We start from the raw sequence: 21502 nt of genomic DNA on the forward strand, positions 1-21502 counted from the left end.
GTGTAGGCAAAACCAGTATAACACTGAAATAAAAATAGATGGGCTATTTTTTGAAGCCTCCAACTCGCAAACTTATGATTTTTGATAAGATCTATAGTCCTCCAAGTCAAGATTTGTGAAAATTTGGGGAGCCTTATTTTTGTGTTAACCACACTACAAAAAGCATGCTCCCCTTTAGCCTCAGAGAAACTGATGCCAATAGCATAAATAACGAAAGGAAAACGCAGAAAAGCAGACTGATAAGAGATAGAATGAATGTTTTATATTTGCTTCACTTAGGTTACAGTCGTCAGCAGGCCGCTGATATAGTAGGCTGCCATGCCAATACGGTGACCAATTACATAAAGATGTACAATAGTGGCGGTCTGGATGAAGTCAGGCGGTTGAATTATTCCTATAGCCGGCATGCACTGCATCCTGTCTATAAGCAAGTGGATGAAGCGCTGCATGCCTGTAAATGCGCTACAGTCAGCGAGGCTAGCGAAGTTTTGCGTTCAGGTTTTGGTTACAATCGGAGCAAAGAAGCCGTACGGCACCTGTTGCACCAACTTGGTTATAAGCATAGGAAAACAGGCACTTTTCCGGGTAAAATTGATAATTTTGATGCTTGGCAAGCCAGGCAGCAAGATTATATTGGCAAACTCAGGGCCCTGGGCGTACAAGCTAACGCCAGAGCGCTTGATCTGGTCTTTGGAGATGCAGCCCATTTTGTTTATGGCAAGTTCAGTAGTTTCCGCTGGAGCAAGTATCCCATCTACCAGCCTAGTGGGCATGGTCGCTACAGGATCAATGTTTACGGAGCTTATGACCTAAGGACTAATCAGGTACACACCATGTACAATGAGGGCTATATTGATGCTGAGTTTATGGTAAGCTACTTGGAGTGGCTACGTGCTGAATGCTATCCAATCCAGGAACGGCCACTACACATTGTCTTAGACAATGCCCGATACCAACATTGCAGCTATGTCAAACAATGTGCCCATAGGCTCAATGTGGTACTAGAGTTTTTACCAGCCTACTCGCCAAACCTCAATATTACTGTAAGACTATGGAAGTACCTCAAAGCAATATTGGGTAAACAATAACATTGCACTAGGGAGTCCTTTGAGAAAAAAGTCGTGGAAGTGCTTGATGCAATCAATGATGATAGGCACCAGGAAAAACTATGGACACTGATGACATTGAATTTCCAGCGGTACGAAAAATCACAAATCTTAACTTGTTGAACTATAAACTGGACATAGATGGTGGTTTTAGTAAAGGATTGGATGCACATAATGATTGATGAAAATGAAGGTAGAGATTAAGACAGACAAACGGGATGATTTAAGTCAGTCCTGGCATTGATCTTAATCAGTAGGGTACTTCTCAAATTGCTACAGACTATTGATGAGAGATATCCTCAGAACGCTCAAGCTATACTCAGTATGGCAGGTCTTCATGCAGCCCCTTCAAGAGGCAAGAGCTCATTAAACTTAGGTGCTCAATAAACAGTAGATGATAAGGCTTTAAGAAATACGCAAACAAGTTCAGGCTGCATGAACAACTTCTTTATGACAACTCACCTAAATTTTAGGTGCAATTTAATGCACTTTATGCTGTTATTTATTGTAAATCCAGTAAATTTACTGAAAAAAGAGCAGTATAATGCACTTAGTTCAGGATATTAAGAAGAGAAGAGAGGTTCTTCAGGTTTCGCAGGAAGATCTGGCAGCGCTATCAGGGGTTGGACTCCGGACCCTCAAGCAATTTGAAAGAGGTAAAGGTAATCCAACACTTAAAACCCTGGTGAAACTGGCAGATGTATTGGGAATGGAAGTTTGCTTAAAGATCAAGAAAATGCCTGCTGATTCATGAGAAAGGCAAAGATTTTCTATAAAGGAGAAGAAGCGGGTATGCTTATTCAGCATGATAATGGCTCCTTTACCTATAAATACACCGACCTTTGGATGGCTGATCAAAAAAAGCCCTCTATCAGTCTTACTCTCCCAAAAACAGCGCAAGAACACCATGCTGAATATCTTTTTCCTTTCTTTTTCAATATGTTACCTGAGGGTACTAATAAAAAAATTGTTTGCAGACTAGAGCGGCTGGATAAAGAGGATTACTTTGGTTTACTTCTGACAACCGCCAAATATGACACCATAGGGGCCATTACTGTGCACAAAACTGAATAAGCTGAGATGAGTAACTTATCAGATCTTAAGATAACTCACTGCCCCGGTACCTTGGCAACTGGTTATACAACTTATAGTAAAACATGCTTAAACCGTTTGTTTCAAGGACGAAAAGTGCATCATATTTTACCTTATGATTCACCTGCCAGCAGTGAGGACAACCAATTACTCTTTGCAGAAAACCATAAGCGTATTTCCATTTCCGGAGTTCAGGAAAAATTCTCTGTATTACTGGAAAAAAATAAGCTTAGGTTGGTCAATGAAGGGGAACAGGGCCAATATATCCTAAAACCTATACCTTATCCTGTTAAAAATGCCGCGCAAATGCCCGCCAATGAACACCTTACCATGCAGATTGCCAGGCAGTTTTTTGGCATTGAAACCGCTGAGAATGCTTTGATTTTCTTCAGGAATGGAGAACCCGCTTACATCACCAAAAGATTTGATATCGTTGAGACTACAACAATAAATCAAAGTGATGTATCGCATCTTACCAAGTGGGCCAAGGAAGATTTTGCCTCATTAGCTGGGAGGACCCCACAAACTCATGGAGAGCATTACAAGTATCTGGGTAGCTATCTTGAGCTTTTTGAGCTAATGAGAAAGTATTTGCCTGCCTATAAATTAGAAGCTCCCAAACTCTTAAAGCTACTTATTTTTAACTATCTCTTTTCTAATGGAGATGCACATTTCAAAAACTTCTCTCTGCTAGAAACCTTTTTTGGAGATTATCGCCTGAGCCCAGCATATGATCTGTTGAATACCAGCATACATATCAATGATTCAGATTTTGCTTTGGACGAAGGACTTTTGCCAAAAAGTATGAACAGGGGAAAAGTGAGGGAGCAATTCGTTATACTCGCCTCAGAGGCTGGTATAGCGGAGAAACAGGTAGACAATGTTTTAAAAAGTATGCTTTCAAATACAGAGAAAGTAGAAGGATTGATCAGCACTTCTTTTCTTGATGAGCGATTTAAGCGCAACTATCTTCAGGCATACCAGACCAGATTGAAAAAAATGAAACGATAATGCTGAGCGTACTTAAATGCTTGCTATTTATTATGAAAGCACTTTAGTATCAATGACCTCCTATAACTGTTGCAATTCAATCTTTAGATTCTCTCTGGCCTGCTGTTCGTAGTCATTCCGAAATTCGGCTGTTTTGAAAATTACCTCCATGGCTAGAAAGTGCTGAAGTGCCTTCTTTCTGCCTTTTTTGTATAGAAAATCCGGATACATAGAATACTCCTTTCTGATTTTCTTTGCATAGTCATGATACTTTTCCAGGCTCTCTCCCAAAATGGCAAGGTCAAAGTCCACCAGGTAGTTTGTATCGCTGTCATTATTATCCTGGTGATGTTTAGTTGCCAGTATTTGCTGCTGGCATTTGGCTGTTTTGCTGGTAGGGACTCCGAGGCTAGTAAGTCTGTTCTGAGCGACCTCAGCACTTTTTTCCTCATTATCCTTTCGTTTTGTGCTGTATATGATGTCGTGGTAGAATATGGAAAACAGGAGCGTATCCAGGTCAGCTAACTTGTCTTTGCACTCCATAGCCTTGCCAATCATGTATGCTAAATGTGCCAGGTTATGATAATGCCGCTTTTTGTCGGTATAGCTCTTTTCAATCTCTTCCCACAAGCTCTCAACAAGTTTGGTATTACTGCTGTATTTGGAGCTTAGCTCATGCCATATTATCCTTAGGTTGTCCATTTTTATAGTCTTGCTTTTTCTAACCATACAGGAAGATTGAGGTCTACAAACTTACAAAAAGTAACCTCAGCAAGGATCAGCAATTTCAGGCAATGAGATTTTAAACACAGTGAACCTTTAAAACAAGAGGAAAAAGAAGCTTTTGGAGTCTTCCGCTGACATTCTTATCTGCTTATTGCTGGAACTTGCCTTGGCTTGCTACTCCTTGCTTGCCAGATATTGCTGAATTTTGGAGATCGGAAAAGTAGTTATTCCTCAGCTAAGATTTATCTCATACCGGGTACTTCTCCCCCCTCCTGATGGTATGAATATTCCTCTTTCTACCAAGTCCTGCATATCCCTGGTTGCTGTTGCTTTGGAGGTCTGGGCAATAGAGACATACTTCCTGGCATTCATCCCTCCTTCAAAACCTTTTGGCCCTTCTTCCAGCATCCTGCTAATTACCTTCAGCTGACGCTCATTCAACTGGCTTTTATAGCGATCAAAGAACTTGCTTTTCTTCAGTGTGAAACCTATCAACCTTTCAGCATCTTCCTGAGCATCAATAGTTACCTGTACAAAATAGCTAAGCCAGGGAGTAACTTCTATTGATCTTTGTGCTGTCTGAAGGGCTTCATAGTAGGCTTTCTTATTTGATTCTATGGTCCTGGATAGACTAAGCAATACAGGTCTTTTTATGCCTTGAGATAAAACTTTTTCAGAAATGGCTCTGCCAATGCGCCCATTACCATCTTCAAAAGGGTGGATACTTTCAAAATAAAGGTGGGCTAAGGCTGAACGTATGACTGGTTTTTTTATCTCATCCTCTCCTCCCGGACCAGTTTCATTGAACCACTGAATAAAACGAGTCATTTCCCCTGGTACCCGTGAAGAAGGAGGAGCTTCAAAATGTACTCTTTCTTTACCCATAGCACCTGATACCACTTGCATAGGCTCTTCATGAGTCCGCCACTGGCCAGCATTAATTACGGTATTTCCTTTCATAAGCATCTGGTGCCAGCTATATAGCTTTTCTTCTGTGAGCTTGTCAGCATAACTATTGCGGACATCCAACATAAGCTCAGCTGCTCCTTCTGCTCTCTGATCATGCACCTTTTCTAGCTTCTGTAGCAGTCCCAGGTTGTTTTTGATAGAAGACATCACATCCTGGCGACTCAGATACTCTCCTTCAATTTCAGAGGTCTTCACCGCTTCAGACACCATGATATCAATGATGGCTTCTGTCTGCATCTCCTTTGGTAAGCCTTCCAGGAGCCCACTTACTCTTCCTGTTTTCTGAGCAAAGTCAAACAGTAATTCTTCTACTTCTGCAAGGCTGTACTTGAATTCAGGCCATTCCGGATGTTGCCAATTATAGATCATGAGCCGAATATAAGGCTTATTTGGCTCAAAAATCAATTTATATTGAGTTGATTATTAGAGTTAATTGGCTCACAAATAAACTTCTTCTGAAAAAAAGAATTTTCTTTCAGCAAGGATCGGCAATTTGAGGCAATAAGAATAAAGCAGTATGAAACCCTCAAAGTATTTGAAAATTAGCGTTTTTGACCCTTCTACTGATCAACTATTGCTGAATATTGAAAAAATTGCCTTTTATTGCTACTCCTTGCTTGCTAAATATTGCTATCACATTTCTCTTAAAACCGGTGCTTATCCCTCAGATGTGTCCTACTCATACCTGAGCAGCTTCACCGGATTCACCCTGGCAGCTTTTCGTAAATGCTGACTGACGGTGAGTAAAGCGATGAGAATCAACAATAGCACGGGTAACCATCTATTTTAACAATTTTAATCAATACTGATCTGTGACTAATGCTGCACCAGAAACTTTCATTTCAGCCATCCAGTAGTTTCCAATAATTTTCCAGACATGGTCAATTTTTTCAAGATAACAAGCTTTGAATACCTTTTCACTCTCTCCACCATTGTCAGGTACTAGTAGTTCGGCAAAAGTAACCCATGCATATTGACCGTTAATCTTGAATTGATATTCGCTGGTATAGAGTTTTCTAACATCTTTTTCCTGCTTTCCAGCACTAAGCACACGCCGATAAGTCTCACATACCTGCTCGTATCCCCTGATATAGCCAGACCCAGGCTCCTGGTATGAGATTGCAAGATAAGGAGAGTTGGCAAAATAACTGATTGCTCTTTCGGCATCTTTATCCATACAGGCTCTGGTGTGCCCTTCAAGTATATCTTTAATTCTAGCCTGCTCGGCTAGTTGCTGTGACCACGCTTGAGCTGTGAAAAGCAACATGATGAAAATTAGAGAGGTTTTCATATTTAGTTTTTTTAGGTTGATAAACCAAACTTTAAAATCTACTCATATCTGAGCAGTTTGACCGGATTAAGCTTGGCAGCTTTCCGCAGATGCTGGCTAACAGTGAGAAAAGCTATTAAAATCATAAAGGCGGATGGTAATCCGAACATCCACCAGCTTATATTAATTTGGTAGGTAAACTGCTGAAGCCAGCTTTTCATAAAGTAGTTGATTATTGGGATTGCAATTACAAAGGCCAGGAGTAATTTTTTACCAACATCTCCAATTAACAAAAAGAGAATATGATAAGATGCAGCTCCCATAGCCTTTCTGATGCCAATCTCTTTGTTTCTACTTTTTATCATAAAAGCAGTCAATCCGAAAAGTCCCAAACAGGCTATTAAGATGGCCTGCAAAGTGAAAAATATAAAGATATTCCCAAATTGTATGTCTGATTCATATTGGCGATTGTAGAAATCATTTAGGAAGAACCCCTCATATACTTTATCAGGATATATATCATTGAATTCTTTTTCAACAGAAGCCTGCAATTGTGGCCATGTCGCCATGTTTACTTTGAGGTTGTAATACTTATAGATAGAAGCTTGTTGCCTACCATGAGCAAGATAAAGACCGATACCTCTCTTACCAGGCCCCAAATCGTCTTCTTCTTTACGTAGATTCGGAGCTAATAAATTAATCTCCTCTATTACACCTATAATTTTTACTTCTTTTGGAGTATGATGAATACTACTGGCAGCATAGATTTTTTGATTAACCGCAGTCATTGAGGATTCAAATCCTAATCTCTTTATACCCCTTTTGCTTAAAACAATGGCTGAAGTATCAGCAGGCATGTCTGCGCTGAAAAACCTTCCTGCCAGAAGTTTAATATCATAAAAGTCTAAATAATCTGCATCTACCGCTCCTCCATCAAGACCAACTAACTCATTCTCTGTAGGCGTATACTTCTTGTAAGCGACGAGCTGCCCCAGATTATTGATATCACCAGGAAGAGACTCAGAAGCAGTAAATCGACTAATCCCTGATAAAGAGAGCATCTTTTCTCTTGCAATTTGATGGGTACGATGCAGATAAGTTTCATCTTTCTCAACCGGTAACTTTATGACAAATGTCTCCTCCATATCTAAGCCTAAATCCATCAAGCGTAAATAGCTGACCTGATGATAAATGATAAAAGTCCCCGTAATCAAAGCAACAGAACAGCTAAACTGAAACATAACCAAAGCCTTACGCACATACTGCCGATTTGATGCACGCGAAAGCTGCCCTTTCAACACCTTTACCGGATTAAATGAAGCAAGGATTAAAGCAGGATATATACCGGATAAAAAACTTCCAAATAGAAAAACAAGCGCTAAAATGATCCAGAATTTAGGATATGACCATAGGGTTGAGCCATCTACCCACCCTGTAATTTTGTAGAAGTAGGAATAGGAGAGAATAACCAATACACAAGTCAATAAAAATGCTAGAGCGTTTGTCATAAGGGATTCTATCAAGAATTGCCTGATCAACTGATGGCGCTGAGCACCTGAAACTTTACGTACCCCTACTTCAATATTTCTGTTGATTGCCTTAGCGGTTGCAAGGTTGACATAGTTGATCCACGCCAATGTAAGAATCAATATGCCGACCAGTGCCAATGCATACAATTTATCTTTTCTTTGCGTTGCATCAGTTTCGTAGTAATAGTGCTGCGTATAATGTATCTCATCTAGTGGGTCAACCACAAATCCCCCCCACCAACCTTGAACCGGGTTTATATGGTCATGGTAATCATCAAAAACCATGTTGATTTTATCTTCAAACTCCTGGGGTTCAGTATCTGCTCTTAAAAGCACAAAAAGATAGGCAAGGTTAAGTACTGAAGTTGCTTCCTTATTTCCTATTTGCACATAAGGAATCAGGAAATCAAATTTGATATGTGTGTTTAATGGAGGATCGACCAAAACGCCTTCAATGAGGTACTCCTCTTCATAGTTCAGCTTCACCACTTCTCCTATCGGGTCTTTATTGCCAAATCTCTTTTGAGCAGCAGATTCCGTAATTACTATAGTATTTTTGTCTCTTAATACCTTTTCTTTGTCTCCAATAAGGAGTTTATAATCAAATACATCAAATAATGTGGAATCCGCATAATAAATCTTTTTCTCCTTTACGTGTGTAAGTTGGCCATTGGCTTCTTGATGACTCAAAATAGCATCTCCTAATGGCTTGAGTCTCACATACTCTTTAATTTGAGGAAAATCTTTCTGAAGATTTGCCACCACTGGGCTATTCTGGGCTACATTAAATCCTCCCTCCTCCCAATTGTAATCAAATCCAATACGGACGATCTGATCGTGCTTTTGATGATAGCTATCATAGCTTAGTTCCAGTATAACATATTGCAGCACCAGCAGGCAGGCTGCCAGCCCCAAAGCTAATCCTAAGACATTGATCAGGCTAAAAGTGCGGTTTTTCAGGATATTCCGCCAGGCTGTGATGAGGTAGTTTCTGAACATGGCAGTTTGGCTTGTTGATATACTGAAGCTAGTTCTATTTTCTTTTCACTACAATTCTTTTGCAGTGAAGTGCAGTGATTTTGCAGGGAGAGACAACTATTATCTCCAGTACAGGTTGTTCTATTGGAGAAAGCAACCCACTGACTGTATTCCGTTTTCAGTCAGAGAGTTGCTTGTCCAACATTCTATTGATTTTATTGGGCTACCGGATCACCATTGAAAGTTTTGCTGACAATCCACCAGCGGCCATTTATTTTGAGCAGATGGAAGTAATCCTCATAGTTACATCCTTGGTAGTTGTCCATCACTAACTCTACAGAAGCAGCCTTACCATTCACCCGAAGAGATGTAATGACACAAGAAGTTGACTTATCGGTGTGTCAGGAGCTGGCGTTGAAGCTATATGATCAATGAGGACCTGGCTAGTAGTTTCATAAAGTGCCTCGGCGAGTCCATTCCATCCAAAAAAATGCGGACTGAGGGTGAAATGCTTCTCTTAGAGAATCAGCATTATGATTCTTAATGCCATCAATGTAGAGGTTGATGACTTCCTGAATAGCCTGCAATTCAGGACAACGATCCGCTTGGTGGGTGGATAGTGGTTGTTGAAGGGTTTGATTTTCCATGATAATTGACTTTTAGGGTGAAAAATTGAGTATTATGGTGTAAAAGAGAAAAGAGATTGGTTTTGAACTATATATTTCCCTTTTCAAAAGGACATATCTTTTTTATTCATACCTGAGCAGCTTCACCGGGTTAAGCCTGGCAGCTTTTCGTAAATGCTGACTGACGGTGAGTAAAGCGATGAGAATCAACAATAGCACGGGCATAACGAACATCCACCAGCTCAAGGGTATTTTATAGACAAACTCTTCCAACCAGCTTTTCATAAAGTAGTTGATCAATGGTATACCGATAACTGAGGCAATCAGCAAAGCTTTCAGTAAGTCCTTAGCCAACAGCAGCCAGATATCCGCTATGGTTGCACCCAGGGCTTTACGGATGCCGATCTCTTTGCTGCGTTTTTGTACCTGGAAAGCGGCCAGTCCGAATAGCCCCAGGCAGGCGATGAAGATGGCTTGTAAGGCAAAGAACACGAAGATACTGAGGAATTGTATATCGGCCTGGTATTGACGGTTGTAATACTCATCCTGGAAGAAGTATTCATACAATTCATCATGGTACACCTCCTGGAAAGCTGCTTTGATCTGGGCTTCTGTCTGCTTCCAATTGCTCATGTCCACTTTTAAGCAGAAAAATTGTGGCACAAATGATGGGCTTAAGTAATCCTTTAGAGTAAGGATTAACCCTAAATCCCCCGATGATCCGGCTTCATGCTTCCTAAGGTTTGGCGCTACTAAATCAACTTCTTCAATCACACCAATAATCCATCCCTTGCTTTCCTCTATAGTGCTATTTTTGTATCTATATCCAGAATTCAATATCAAAGGCTCTCCTATAGCCTCTTCCAAACTACCAAATCCTAATCTGCTAACTACTTTTTCACTTACAATGAAAGCAGTTCTGTCTGCCAGGTTATTTGATTGGAAATCACGTCCTGCTTTCAACTTTATATTATAAAATTCTAAGAAGTTATAATCTACTCCGCCAAAAGTATCAAACTCATGAAGTTCTATTAGGTCATCTTTTTTATGAACTCTAATCCTGGAACCTTCTCCTTTAGGGTTTTTCTTTCCCGGAATATTGGATGAAGAAGTCACCTGGTGCACCCCTTTGATATTTTGTACCCTTTGTTTAAAAACATCATAAGAACCCTCTGATGCGGTATTATGGATAGGAACACGTATCACAAATGTCTGCTCCTGCTCAAATCCAAGCTCCTGATGTTGCAAAAAACTAATCTGACTATAAATAATTAAAGTACCAATAATCAAGGTAACAGAAGCCGCAAACTGTACTATTGTCAAAATATTACGGATATTCCTTCCTCCTGTTGAACTTTTGTATCCTCCTTTTAATGCTTTGACTGGCCGGTAAGCAGTAATAATAAAGGCAGGATATAATCCTGATAGCAAACTACCAAGTAAAAATGAAATAATTAGGGTAATCCAGAATGAAGGAAGATACCAAAGCTGTGAGGCATCTGTCCAACCGGTAATTTGACTGTAATAAGATTGTGATAAAGTTGTAATTATTATCGCCAACAGGAAAGATACTATGTTTAACATGATTGCTTCAGTCATAAACTGTACAATCAGTTGAATACGAGTAGCCCCTGTTGCTTTTCGTATGCCTACCTCTTTACTCCGTTCAATAGACCGAACTGTAGCCAGATTAATATAGTTGATCCAGGCCATAAAGAGGATGAGAATACCCACCAAAGCCAATGCATAAAGCTTACCCGGGTTTTGACGAGGAGCAACATCTTTTTTTAAGTCGGTAGTTGTCTGGATTTCTCTTAAAGGTTGTAAAAAGAAATTTCCAGACCATTCACCAAAACTTCTGCCTAAGTAGGCAAAATAACTTTTAAGCTTAGAATTTAGCTTCTTTATGAAATCATGAGGCTCCACACCATTATGCAAAAGTAGGTAGGTATAAGTGTCATCAAAAAGCATATCATTGTCTAAAGGCAGCATCTCATTGTCCAAAGGCAAGTAAAAACGAGGTTTTAAGGATGAAAATGAAAGCAGGTAGTCAAAATGTATATGAGAATTTTTTGGCACATCCTCAAATACCCCTTCAATTACAAATGATTCTACTCTATTCAAGATCAGGGTTTTCCCCACAGGATCTTGATCTCCGAACCATTTTGTTGCAGTAGATTCACTGATGAGCATTCTGTTTTGTTCACGCAATACTTTATCCGGGTTGCCTTGAGATAACTTAAAGTCAAACACCTCGAATAAAGTAGAGTCAGCATAGAAAACACCTTTTACATTTTGATGTACAGGTTCTCCTTTTTCGGATTCATGAGTCAAAAGTACTTCCCAAATATCCACCAGTCTAACCATGTTTTCCACTTCAGGAAAATCCTGTTTGATTTGGATATAGCCTGGTCCGGTTACCAGCCATTTAGTCCAGGTATTCTCTCTAAAAACGTTTATGCCAACCCTGTAAATTCTATCTTTCTTTGTATGAAATGAGTCATAGGTAAGTTCAAAGCCTACATATTGGAGGACCAGCATGCAGGCAGCCATCCCAAAGGCGAGCCCTAAAACATTGATAATAGTAAAAGTGCGGTTTTTCAGAATGTTCCGCCAGGCTGTGATGAGGTAGTTTCTGAACATGGCAGTTTGGCTTGTAGATATACTGAAGCTAGCTCTATTTTCTTTTCACTACAATTCTTTTGCAGTGAAGTGCAGTTATTTTGCAGTATATAGCTTAATACGATGTAAAATGGGGCATTTTCCGCACAGCAGCACATAGTAAGAGCATAAGCTCAACAATGAATACAAATCTCTAGAAATTTTGAAAAAGAATTTTCACAATAGTATTGTAAGATCCAACCAGGGAGACACTTAGGAATTATGAAATTTGGTAAACATTGTAGGATACTTTGTATTGATCTTCATAATATTCACCAACTCCTATTGCTAAAACCCGGTTTAGCCAATCGTACTCTTTTGATGAAGTTTCAAAAAAAGGCGCAGTTCGTAAATAGTATTTTCCTAAATTCTGCTTCTCGCCTTGCCTATGTTGTTTAACTTCTCCTGACTGTAAATAGATGTATCCTCGATAATTCACGTATATCAAATCCTCTTTTTCTGTTTTAAGTATGCATCTCACATCTAGAACATATGTTCCATCGGTACGATTTAATGACCAATCACCACCTCCAGAAAGAAGCTCTCCAGTCATCTGAGGTCCTTGAAAACTCCCTCTTTTTGCATAATAGATACGGCGAGTTCCACCAGGAGTAGCTCCGATGATTTGGGGAGGCTCTAATTCCGCTTCCATTTCAAATAAGAGTGGATCCTACAGATAACATTTTTCTCCCTGATTGATACATATCTTTCATATTTTGATTTGTTTAGTCTAGTCGCTATCGTAGAATTAAGTACAAGGACTCTAAAAGATTAAAGACTTGCATACATGAACTTTATCCACTAAAAGCAATTATTATATTTCTTTCATCTTTTCTGCTATGTATTCTCCAATCATAATACATGTTGCATTGGTATTTGCATTTGTTAGTTTTGGCATGATTGAAGCATCTGCTACACGTAAACCTTCTACTCCATGTACTTTTAAATCCTTGTTTACTACTGCCATAGGATCTATACCCATTTTACATGTACCTACTGGATGGTACATGGTACTGGCGGTTTTACAAATTTGCTCTTTAATCTCCTGATCAGATTTATTTTGAAAAGGATTATTTTGTTCTTCACTCTGTTGCTTAAGAAATACCTTGGTTTGAGCGATTTCCTGAGTGAGCTTTATTCCTTCCACTAAAACCTGTAAGTCTTCCTCTTGCTTTAGATAATTTGCCTGGATGATGGGAGGAATAAAAGGGTCATTGGATTGGAGGGTAATACTTCCTCTACTTTTTGGAGTTGCCAGAATAGGAAGAAATATCAGAGAAGAACCTACAGATTCATTGATGATGTGATAGAACATGAACTGTAGATCAGGTGCTTCGCTAACAGATGCATGTTTGGTGTGCGTGAACAAGCCCGCACATTGAGGAAAAGCAAGCGGCGGCTGTCTTACTGGGGAATTATAAATAACCGCACTTGTAACATGATCCTGCAAGTTCTTGCCAACGCCCGGTAAGTCAGCTACCACTTTTATATTATGTGACCGAAGATGATCGGCAGCACCTATGCCCGAATGCATTAGTATCTTAGGAGATTCTACAGCACCGGCACTTACTATTACTTCTCTTTGGCAGTAAGCCAGATGAAGAGTGTCATTTTGCCAATACTCTACGCCCACTACTTTGTTACCTGAAAACAAAAGCTTTTTAACATGTGACCAGGGTTGTGCTGAAAGGTTGGGGCGTGAAAGGATAGGAGTCAAATAGGCAGTTGCTGCACTTTGCCGGGTATTTCCCTGCATGGTAAATTGGTAAATAGCAGCGCCATTTTCCTGTTGAGCCCCATTGAAATCCCAATCTGGACCATGATAGCCTAATTCCATAGCTGCTTCTACAAATATGAAACAAGCTCCTTCTGAGCATGATTTACCAGAAACGTACAAAGGCCCTTCTGATCCATGATAAGCTGAGGATCCATTTTGATTATTTTCAGATTTGATAAAATATGGCAGAACTTCATTATAAGACCAACCTTCATTACCTATTGCAGCCCAATGGTTATAGTCTGACCGATGTCCTCTTGTATAAAGCATTGCATTAATAGAACTACTTCCACCAAATACTTTACCTCTGGGCCAAATGATCTTACGGCCATAGAGGAAAGGCTCTTCTTGTGTAGTATAGTTCCAGTCTACCTCACTCCCTCTAAGAGATCTCCATTGATCTGCCTGATGAATCTCAGGTTTCTTATCAGGCCCTCCTGCCTCTAAAAGTAGTACATTAACAGAGGGGTCTTCGCTAAGCTTATTAGCTATCACACAACCACTTGAACCAGCACCAATAATAATATAATCATATTGATTTTGAGATGTCTCCAAGAGGGCATCAGCATACAAAGGGGTAGTTAAACTAGCACCAATGACTGCTGTGGATTTTTTAAGAAACTCTCTCCTTGATGCGCTTACGGAAACCTTACTGGGGTCAATAGACATATCATTTAACCTTTTAATGGCTAGTAATTAGCTTTACTTTGCTGGCAAAATATTCTTATTCATATGGAAGAAATTGTTAGGATCGTACTTTCGCTTAATTTCGGACAACCGCTGATAATTATCACCGTATGCCTGTTGTACCCTCTCGTTTCCGTCATCTTCCATCAGCCAGTTAACCGCTGTGCCCTCAGTATAAGGTTCCAAATCTTTCCACAACTGACGCATTGCTTTAAAGTGTAAATCATTCTCAGCAGGGTCTTGCCAGGCAGCCAGGTTATCAAAATAGAACTGTTTTCTACGATAGGGGAAAGGAGTAGCATCAGGAGAAACCCTGGTCAGAGCTCCTTTCATGACGTTGAACATAGAATAATAATTGTCTGAGGTGAAATTTTCAAAGTGAGTGATTAGGGTGTCAATAAAACTGTCGCTTAGCTCAGTGGTATACCCCATCTTTCCATAATAATGTTGATGATGGGGAAAAGTAGTATCAAAGCTTTTCTGCAAGTCCACATATCTGATTGGAGCTATGGTATCGGCAATTGGAGTTTTAAAGTTTCGTAGGGGCTTAAGTACTTCTTCCCCTTCTTTCAACTCACCACACCAGCCTGCTGCCAGAATTACTACTTTGCCTACGTCCGGAAGGCTTCCCAGCACTGCTATTACGCACATTTCGTCAGGAGTTTCCATAGCAAATCGGGCATAAAACTTCATCACTTCTCTGGCCTCAGCCAACGGATAGATGAGCATACCTGCCAGCATTTGCCCTACTTCATTCATACGAAATTCAAAGCTGGTGACTACTCCAAAATTACCCCCTCCTCCCCGGATTGCCCAGAAGAGATCAGGATTTTCCTCAGGACTAGCTTTGACAAAGCTACCATCAGCCAGTACCAGATCAGCAGAGAGCAGATTATCTGCCGAAAGTCCGTATTTGTTCATCAGCCAACCCTGTCCTCCTCCCAGGGTAAGACCAGCAATACCGGTATGAGAAACCACACCAGCAGGCACTGCCATGCCAAAAGTCTGTGTCTCCTGGTCAAGCTCCCCCAATAATACGCCTGACTCAACCTTTACGGTCTTGTTTTTAGGATCTGGTAAGATTCCTTTCATGGGCGACATATCCAGTAGTAAGCCCTGATCGCAACTGCTTTTTCCTGCCATATGGTGACCTCCACTCTTAATTGCCAGTGTGAGCTGATGAGTTCTGGCAAAATTAACGGCTTGTATCACATCAGATACACCAGCGGCACGGATAATGAGTGCCGGATGCTTATCATACATGCCATTCCATAGAGAGCGTGACTGATCATATCCATCATCACCTTTTAAGAGCAAATTCCCTCTCAGCCTTTGTTTTAATTGCTCAAGGAGGGCTTGAGAGATAGGGTCATTTTTTTGGATTGTACTTGCTAGAGTAGACATAGCTTGGTTGGTTTAAGGTTGATTGTATATATTTTTGAAAAGAGCATATTAGCGCTATAATAAATTTAGGCACAAGTGGCCAAACGCTGTTATTCTACAGGTTACATCATTTGTTCAGGGGTTACATTTGTAAGATGTTACCTCAGTCTTTTGTAGCTCAATTTCCTTTCATCTAGTAATTGATTATTTCTGAAGCATCATTCTGAAGAAATAGAATTTATGGAGTAAGCATAAATTCTATTTCTTAAATAGTAGAAAACAAGCACTACAGATTTCCTCTATGTTGTCCTCCATCAACAGCTATACAAGCACCTGAAACCCAACTGGCCCTATCAGAGACTAGGAAAGTTACCAGATCAGCTACTTCCTCTGCTGTGCCCATACGTTTTGAGGGAATTGAGTTTAATACCTGATCATAAAAATTTCTATTCTCTTCCTTAATCATCGCCCAGAAGCCTCCCTCAAATTCGATAGCTCCGGGGGCAATGGTATTGACACGAATACCCTGGGGCGCCAATGTTATAGCCAGCGTTTTGGAATAACTGATCAGGGCAGCTTTAGCAGCTGCATAGGAAACCGTGAAATTTACCTCCATACCAGCAATAGAAGAAACGAATAGAATTGTACCGCTCCCATTTTCTGCCATCCAGGGAATTACCTGTTTGCTGGCCCGTACAGAGGCCATTAAATCAATGTTGATGCTGGCTTCCCAGTCTGGGAGCTCATCACTACCTGCAAAAGCAGAAACATTATTGATCAGAATGTCAATGCTGCCCAACTCTTGCCTAGCCTGTGTTATAAACGATTCCAGTGCCTGTGGTTGGCCCACGTCACAAACCTGTGCATAAACCAAGCCTCCCTTTGTACGTAGCTCTTTCTCGGTTTGCCGTAATGGACCTTCATTACGAGCACAGATAGCCACATTTACTCCTTCTGCAATAAGAGCAAAAGAGATAGCCCTTCCGATACCTTTGCTGCCACCGGTGATGACAGCATTTTTACCTTTCAGTTTTAGATCCATGGAAATTCATTTTTATCCTATTGACGGTAATACCTTCCTACATCTGGCTTGCGATATCGTGCTTCTGTGGCCCTTCCACTGCTTGCTGGAAAATGGCAGTGTCAGTATACTGCCGGTATTGATAGATTTTTCCATTTTTGATTCTCCATACATGTACAAAGGGTGACTTTAGAAGTTTTCCAGTAGCTCTGTAGATTCCACTATACTCTCCCAGGGCTATAACCACTTCTCCTTTATCAATAAGTTCTTCTGGTTTAACCTTAAAGCCTTCCCACTCACTACCCAGTCGCATGAATATGCTGTTGAGTACCTCATCATGACCATGATAAGTGCCACCATAGGGACCGCCTTCAGCTACTTGAAAGACAATGTTTTCAGTCATCATGTTAACTACTGTAGGAATATCGCCATGCCCAAATGCTTCATAGGCTTTGCGAATTAAAGCAAGGTTGTTGTCTGGAGTATCCATAGTTTATAGATTTAAGTGAATTGAAAAGCAATTGTATACTTACGGATAAGGCTTGTTCTTCCATGGTATTTGTTCCTAAACACATAGCTGGAAAAGATATAGGGAGAAATTCTTAGGTCACCCCCTGTAATAAATCTAAAATTCTTTTCACATAGCTTACTGTAAAAATCGGACAAAATATCTCCTACAGCCTTACTCTATATAGGATTCAATTAAAAAATTGATCTGTTTCTGAAATTCGTTGGGAGTTTTACCGGTTCTTACTTTGTAGTCATGGATCAAATGTGAAATGTCATAGTACCCGGTTTTAAAGGCAAGGTCCTGTAAACTAATAGAAGGTTCTATGTATAGCAGTTCAGCGACATACTGCCACTGCCATATTTTAGCATAAGCTTTTGGAGAAAGACCAACCTCAGTTGTAAACTTTCTGTTCAATGACCTTTCAGTTAAGCAAACCCTGCGGGCAAGCTCTCTTACCTTAATTAAGCCTTTATTTTTGATAATTATATTTACAGCATGGTATATTGGATCTTGCTGGAGTTTTATCCAGCAGGGCAGATGGTTGATAATGAACTTTGAGAGAGGTTTATCTTGAAATGAATTAATATTTTGTTCATTCTCAAGCACATTTAATACTCTCCAACTTCGTCCAAAAATATCGCAAAGCGCAATCCGCTTATCCGTAATATTTACCATTGGCTCTCTGAGTAAATGATATGCAACTACAGGATGCATTTTTAATCCATTTAACTCTCCATTGCCAATTTGTCTACTTATAAAAGGTTTTGTAGAAAGTAGACCTGAAGTATAAATATGGCTATTAATACTGTCTTGAATGTCGTTTTCAGGAAAGGATTGATGAAAATTCTCACCAGAAGTAAAATTTAAGGTAACAAAGCCAAGATTAGGAAAGCAAATATCAAAGTATTCCTCCAAATTAAATTTAACATTAAAGCAAGACAGGTTATAATGAACAAGAGCTTGGTTGAATTGATAAATTGTTAGACTAGGGTTTGGCTGAATAGACGTTTTCATGTTGCATTACTGTTTATAGCGAAGCTGTTTCTCATACTTTTTTTGAATCATAAAGAGCCCTACAAAATGTTGCAAGCTCAAGAGCAGCTCTTCAAGTTGATCAGCCAGGGGATGATGAAGTAACTGTGAAGTATAAAAAGAAAATAAAGTTCAGTAGATATAAATTATCTCATTTTTAATTTTACTTCAATTTTTTTGCAGTGAAGTGCAGTGATTTTGCAGGGAGTGGGAAATACAATGCTTTATTTGGTAAATATCATTGCCATTTGCTATAGCATATTGCCAGAAATTGCTCGAGATTGCCAGGATATTTATTAAACTCAGTATATTTTCAAGCTATGGAGATAAGTAAATTGTCATATCAGAATAAGTAAAAAATGAAATTTGATGAGCTAGATAAAAAAATGCGAGTTTATGAGACTAGTCATGACTTCTGTGTACTGCCAAATATCTACATGGTAGCCAGAATTGATGGTAGAGGTTTTACAAGCTTGACAAAGAAGAAGCACGACTTTCAGAGACCATTTGATGAAACCTTCAGGGACTATATGGTAGAAACAGTAAAGCACCTCATGAGCTGTGGTTTCAATATTATTTATGGATATACCGAAAGCGATGAAATTTCCCTCCTTTTTGATCTCAACGAGGATACTTTTTCTAGGAAGCTGAGAAAATTCAACTCTGTACTTGCAGGAGAGGCCAGTGCTAAATTTTCACTACTTCTAGGAGATTTAGCCTCCTTTGATTGTAGGATCTCTCAAATTCCTAGAAAAGAAGATGTGGCCGATTATTTTAGATGGCGCAACGAAGATGCTCATAGAAATGCATTAAATGCCCATTGTTACTGGATGCTAAGAGAGAAAGGTAAAAGTGAAACAAAGGCAACACGTGAAATAGAGGGTAAATCTGTGGCTTTTAAGAACGAACTCCTCTTTCAAAATGGTATCAACTTTAATGACCTGCCACTATGGCAAAAAAGAGGAGTGGGGGTGTATTGGGAGAACTATGAGAAAATGGGTTGGAATCCAATAAAGCAACAGGAAGAGCCAGCTATTAGAAGACAGTTGAAAGTAGACATGAACCTTCCTATGGGAGATGCTTACAATGAATTTATGATGGCTATTTTAAGTGCTGACAAATTGGGTAAATCTTGACTTGAAGAATTTTGTAGTTAGGTATGTCAGCAAGGATTAGCAATAAAGAGTCACTTCATTGAACTGTGTCAAAAGAGATAACTTAATACCTTTGACACATGACTAATTTTGATTTTAATGAATTTGAAAAAGAGGCTATTAAAAGCCTCAAAAATGGTCAAGGTTTACTCGGTAAAGAAGGCGTACTCACACCATTGCTGAAACGCTTTTTAGAAAAAGCGCTGAAAGTAGAACTTGATCATCACTTACATGAGGAAGAGCGTAGTGGTGGCAATCGCCGCAATGGTAGTTCTAAGAAGCAGATTAAAACAACCAGCGGGCCGGTTGATTTGAAGACTCCCCGCGATCGGAGTAGTAATTTTGAGCCTGAAACTATTGGTAAGCGAGAGGTATACCTCGGAGAAGACCTGGAAGAGAAGATTATTAAACTCTATGCCAGAGGGATTAGCTACGAAGACATTCGCGCACATCTGGCTGAGATATACGATTTGGAAGTGTCAGCGCGGCTGCCACTGCTGGAAAGCTGAGCCAGATTACGGATAAGATTATCCCTGAACTTGAAGCATGGCGTTCCAGGCCTCTGGAAGCTCTATATCCGATTGTTTACTTGGATGCCATTCATTTTAAGGTGAGAGAAAATGGCAGGGTAGTCAATAAAGCTATATACAATATTCTGGCTATTCGTACAGATGGGCATAAAGAACTGCTGGGGCTGTATCTTGGTGAAAACGAAGGTGCTAAGTTCTGGCTCAGCGTTTTAAGTGATCTCCAAGCCAGAGGTAGAGAAGATGTACTGATCTGCTGCCGCAGCGGCTGCTGTATTGATAATTATCGGGTTTTTCTGAGGCGATAGAAAGTATCTTTCCCAAAGCCAGAGTACAGCGACCGACGCCCGGTTATGTATTGTACATCAAATCCGTAATAGCCTCCGCTATGTGACTCATGAAGATAGCAAGCAGGTCCTCAAAGATCTGAAAGCTATATATCATGCGACATCTCTTGAGGTAGCGGAGAACAATTTGTTGGAACTAGAAAGTAGATGGAAAGCCAAGTACCCGATCTTAGTCCGATCTTGGCTCAATAACTGGGAAAGGCTAATTACTTACTTTGATTTTCCCAAAGTAATCCGGAAAGCCATTTATACCAATAATCCAATAGAGAGCTATCACCGCCAAGTTAGAAAACATACTAAGAATAAAGTGGACGCCACGCGGGAGTATTTCCCTCTGATCAGGCAGTCCTTAAACTGGTATACCTCCTTTCTCGGAATATTATGGCTAAGTGGAGTATGCCTGTACACAATTGGGCCCTAGTGATCCAGCAACTGGCCATTATTTATGAAGATCAGCTGGATAAGCATCTAAAAATCTGAAGGGAGGATGTGAATTTGGGGAAAACCCTAGCGGGTTTACCACGGGGTGGCCCCACGAAATTCACATCTTTGCAATAACAACGAACGTTAAAGAAAACTAAAAAAGCACAGTTCATTGTAGTCCTCCTTGCCGAAGTAAATGTTTAGCTGACCGCTCTCTCGCTCAACCTCTTCATCAATAAAATATCGAGTTGCAAGACGTTCCTGATATTCTGCCTTAGCGAGGTCAGATTTATCAAGCAGCTCGTATAGGATGGCGTTCTAGCAAACAAATCATCTCCAAAATCATATGTTAAAATGTACAGTTCAGAGTTTTCAATGTGGTTCTCAAAAAGTTCAGTTGCTCTTTTTGTCACCTGATCTACACGTTCTTCAGTTCCGTTTTCAAAGGGATCACCTAGTTCAAACCGCAAATGAAATTTCAAATTACGTTCGATGGTGTTAAAGTCAGTCAGGTCTATTTGACTGTCCTTCAAATAATCCAGATATGATTCTAGTTGCTTCCTCATGCTTTGTATAAAATAAAAATACCTCCTTTTAACAGTTTTGAAGGCACTTTTTCTACTTCAATTTTCATCTTAGGATGAGATTCATTTCAGCCAGTTCTTGTCCGATTTGGTGGATGCCATCTAATAT

At 39.9% G+C, this 21502-nt stretch carries 17 protein-coding genes and 2 pseudogenes; 6 read left to right on the forward strand and 13 right to left on the reverse strand.

All coding sequences use genetic code 11. The annotated features are described in order from the left end of the window. Positions 1-164 precede the first annotated feature (164 nt). The 4 genes from WJR50_RS32585 (at position 165) to WJR50_RS32600 (ending at position 3209) form a co-directional block, all read left to right on the forward strand. Positions 165-1088, forward strand: coding sequence for an IS630 family transposase (locus WJR50_RS32585; protein ID WP_341297511.1), 924 nt, complete (start codon positions 165-167; stop codon positions 1086-1088). Positions 1089-1650: 562 nt separating this feature from the next. After that, a complete protein-coding gene (locus WJR50_RS32590) occupies positions 1651-1860 on the forward strand; it encodes a helix-turn-helix domain-containing protein (RefSeq protein ID WP_341297512.1) in 210 nt (69 codons plus the stop codon). Then, entirely contained in the window at positions 1857-2180 is a 324-nt protein-coding gene (locus WJR50_RS32595; RefSeq protein ID WP_341297513.1) for a HipA N-terminal domain-containing protein, read from the forward strand. The genes WJR50_RS32590 and WJR50_RS32595 overlap by 4 nt, the downstream gene beginning before the upstream one ends. Before the next feature lie 6 nt (positions 2181-2186). Continuing rightward, a complete protein-coding gene (locus WJR50_RS32600) occupies positions 2187-3209 on the forward strand; it encodes a type II toxin-antitoxin system HipA family toxin (RefSeq protein WP_341297514.1) in 1023 nt (340 codons plus the stop codon). Positions 3210-3269: 60 nt separating this feature from the next. Here WJR50_RS32600 and WJR50_RS32605 read toward each other — a convergent pair whose 3' ends face one another. The 12 genes and pseudogenes from WJR50_RS32605 to WJR50_RS32660 form a co-directional block, all read right to left on the reverse strand. Beyond that, complete coding sequence (locus WJR50_RS32605) at positions 3270-3890, reverse strand: HD domain-containing protein (RefSeq protein ID WP_341297515.1); 621 nt, start codon at positions 3888-3890, stop codon at positions 3270-3272. Positions 3891-4145: 255 nt separating this feature from the next. Further along, positions 4146-5252 carry a Fic family protein gene (locus tag WJR50_RS32610; protein ID WP_341297516.1) on the reverse strand — a complete coding sequence of 369 codons (1107 nt, stop codon included), beginning with the start codon at positions 5250-5252 and terminating at the stop codon, positions 4146-4148. 430 nt (positions 5253-5682) lie between these two features. Continuing rightward, positions 5683-6174: a Cif family virulence factor gene (locus WJR50_RS32615; RefSeq protein ID WP_341297517.1), complete on the reverse strand. Its 492-nt coding sequence runs from the start codon at positions 6172-6174 to the stop codon at positions 5683-5685. A gap of 38 nt (positions 6175-6212) precedes the next feature. Beyond that, positions 6213-8681: an ABC transporter permease gene (locus tag WJR50_RS32620; RefSeq protein WP_341297518.1), complete on the reverse strand. Its 2469-nt coding sequence runs from the start codon at positions 8679-8681 to the stop codon at positions 6213-6215. 194 nt (positions 8682-8875) lie between these two features. Further along, positions 8876-9307: pseudogene (locus tag WJR50_RS32625) on the reverse strand (nuclear transport factor 2 family protein). A 102-nt stretch (positions 9308-9409) separates the two neighbouring features. After that, complete coding sequence (locus WJR50_RS32630) at positions 9410-11929, reverse strand: ABC transporter permease (RefSeq protein ID WP_341297519.1); 2520 nt, start codon at positions 11927-11929, stop codon at positions 9410-9412. A 238-nt stretch (positions 11930-12167) separates the two neighbouring features. Continuing rightward, entirely contained in the window at positions 12168-12599 is a 432-nt protein-coding gene (locus tag WJR50_RS32635) for a DUF3237 domain-containing protein (RefSeq protein ID WP_341297520.1), read from the reverse strand. Between the two features lie 162 nt (positions 12600-12761). Next, a complete protein-coding gene (locus WJR50_RS32640; protein WP_341297521.1) occupies positions 12762-14393 on the reverse strand; it encodes a GMC family oxidoreductase in 1632 nt (543 codons plus the stop codon). 33 nt (positions 14394-14426) lie between these two features. Further along, complete coding sequence (locus WJR50_RS32645) at positions 14427-15815, reverse strand: FAD-binding oxidoreductase (RefSeq protein WP_341297522.1); 1389 nt, start codon at positions 15813-15815, stop codon at positions 14427-14429. Positions 15816-16080: 265 nt separating this feature from the next. Further along, positions 16081-16836 (reverse strand): SDR family NAD(P)-dependent oxidoreductase, encoded by a 756-nt coding sequence (locus WJR50_RS32650; protein WP_341297523.1) that lies wholly within the window; start codon positions 16834-16836, stop codon positions 16081-16083. A 37-nt stretch (positions 16837-16873) separates the two neighbouring features. Continuing rightward, positions 16874-17305 (reverse strand): nuclear transport factor 2 family protein, encoded by a 432-nt coding sequence (locus WJR50_RS32655; protein WP_341297524.1) that lies wholly within the window; start codon positions 17303-17305, stop codon positions 16874-16876. A 192-nt stretch (positions 17306-17497) separates the two neighbouring features. Then, complete coding sequence (locus tag WJR50_RS32660) at positions 17498-18340, reverse strand: helix-turn-helix domain-containing protein (RefSeq protein ID WP_341297525.1); 843 nt, start codon at positions 18338-18340, stop codon at positions 17498-17500. Between the two features lie 377 nt (positions 18341-18717). Between WJR50_RS32660 and WJR50_RS32665 the strand changes: the two genes are divergently transcribed. Next, a complete protein-coding gene (locus tag WJR50_RS32665; RefSeq protein ID WP_341297526.1) occupies positions 18718-19494 on the forward strand; it encodes a tRNA(His) guanylyltransferase Thg1 family protein in 777 nt (258 codons plus the stop codon). A gap of 98 nt (positions 19495-19592) precedes the next feature. Then, positions 19593-20866: pseudogene (locus tag WJR50_RS32670) on the forward strand (IS256 family transposase). A gap of 143 nt (positions 20867-21009) precedes the next feature. Here the strand turns inward: WJR50_RS32670 and WJR50_RS32675 are convergent. Further along, positions 21010-21375: a DUF3885 domain-containing protein gene (locus tag WJR50_RS32675; RefSeq protein ID WP_341297527.1), complete on the reverse strand. Its 366-nt coding sequence runs from the start codon at positions 21373-21375 to the stop codon at positions 21010-21012. Positions 21376-21502 lie beyond the last annotated feature (127 nt).

Origin of the sequence: Catalinimonas locisalis (assembly GCF_038039535.1) — a bacterium.
Taxonomy (GTDB): domain Bacteria; phylum Bacteroidota; class Bacteroidia; order Cytophagales; family Cyclobacteriaceae; genus Catalinimonas.

Bases quoted from the DNA above. Each gene is read 5' to 3' on its own strand.
- WJR50_RS32585 (WP_341297511.1), top strand. From the start codon at position 165: ATGCTCCCCTTTAGCCTCAGAGAAACTGATGCCAATAGCATAAATAAC.
- WJR50_RS32590 (WP_341297512.1), top strand. From the start codon at position 1,651: ATGCACTTAGTTCAGGATATTAAGAAGAGAAGAGAGGTTCTTCAGGTT.
- WJR50_RS32595 (WP_341297513.1), top strand. From the start codon at position 1,857: ATGAGAAAGGCAAAGATTTTCTATAAAGGAGAAGAAGCGGGTATGCTT.
- WJR50_RS32600 (WP_341297514.1), top strand. From the start codon at position 2,187: ATGAGTAACTTATCAGATCTTAAGATAACTCACTGCCCCGGTACCTTG.
- WJR50_RS32605 (WP_341297515.1), bottom strand. From the start codon at position 3,890: ATGGACAACCTAAGGATAATATGGCATGAGCTAAGCTCCAAATACAGC.
- WJR50_RS32610 (WP_341297516.1), bottom strand. From the start codon at position 5,252: ATGATCTATAATTGGCAACATCCGGAATGGCCTGAATTCAAGTACAGC.
- WJR50_RS32615 (WP_341297517.1), bottom strand. From the start codon at position 6,174: ATGAAAACCTCTCTAATTTTCATCATGTTGCTTTTCACAGCTCAAGCG.
- WJR50_RS32620 (WP_341297518.1), bottom strand. From the start codon at position 8,681: ATGTTCAGAAACTACCTCATCACAGCCTGGCGGAATATCCTGAAAAAC.
- WJR50_RS32630 (WP_341297519.1), bottom strand. From the start codon at position 11,929: ATGTTCAGAAACTACCTCATCACAGCCTGGCGGAACATTCTGAAAAAC.
- WJR50_RS32635 (WP_341297520.1), bottom strand. From the start codon at position 12,599: ATGGAAGCGGAATTAGAGCCTCCCCAAATCATCGGAGCTACTCCTGGT.
- WJR50_RS32640 (WP_341297521.1), bottom strand. From the start codon at position 14,393: ATGTCTATTGACCCCAGTAAGGTTTCCGTAAGCGCATCAAGGAGAGAG.
- WJR50_RS32645 (WP_341297522.1), bottom strand. From the start codon at position 15,815: ATGTCTACTCTAGCAAGTACAATCCAAAAAAATGACCCTATCTCTCAA.
- WJR50_RS32650 (WP_341297523.1), bottom strand. From the start codon at position 16,836: ATGGATCTAAAACTGAAAGGTAAAAATGCTGTCATCACCGGTGGCAGC.
- WJR50_RS32655 (WP_341297524.1), bottom strand. From the start codon at position 17,305: ATGGATACTCCAGACAACAACCTTGCTTTAATTCGCAAAGCCTATGAA.
- WJR50_RS32660 (WP_341297525.1), bottom strand. From the start codon at position 18,340: ATGAAAACGTCTATTCAGCCAAACCCTAGTCTAACAATTTATCAATTC.
- WJR50_RS32665 (WP_341297526.1), top strand. From the start codon at position 18,718: ATGAAATTTGATGAGCTAGATAAAAAAATGCGAGTTTATGAGACTAGT.
- WJR50_RS32675 (WP_341297527.1), bottom strand. From the start codon at position 21,375: ATGAGGAAGCAACTAGAATCATATCTGGATTATTTGAAGGACAGTCAA.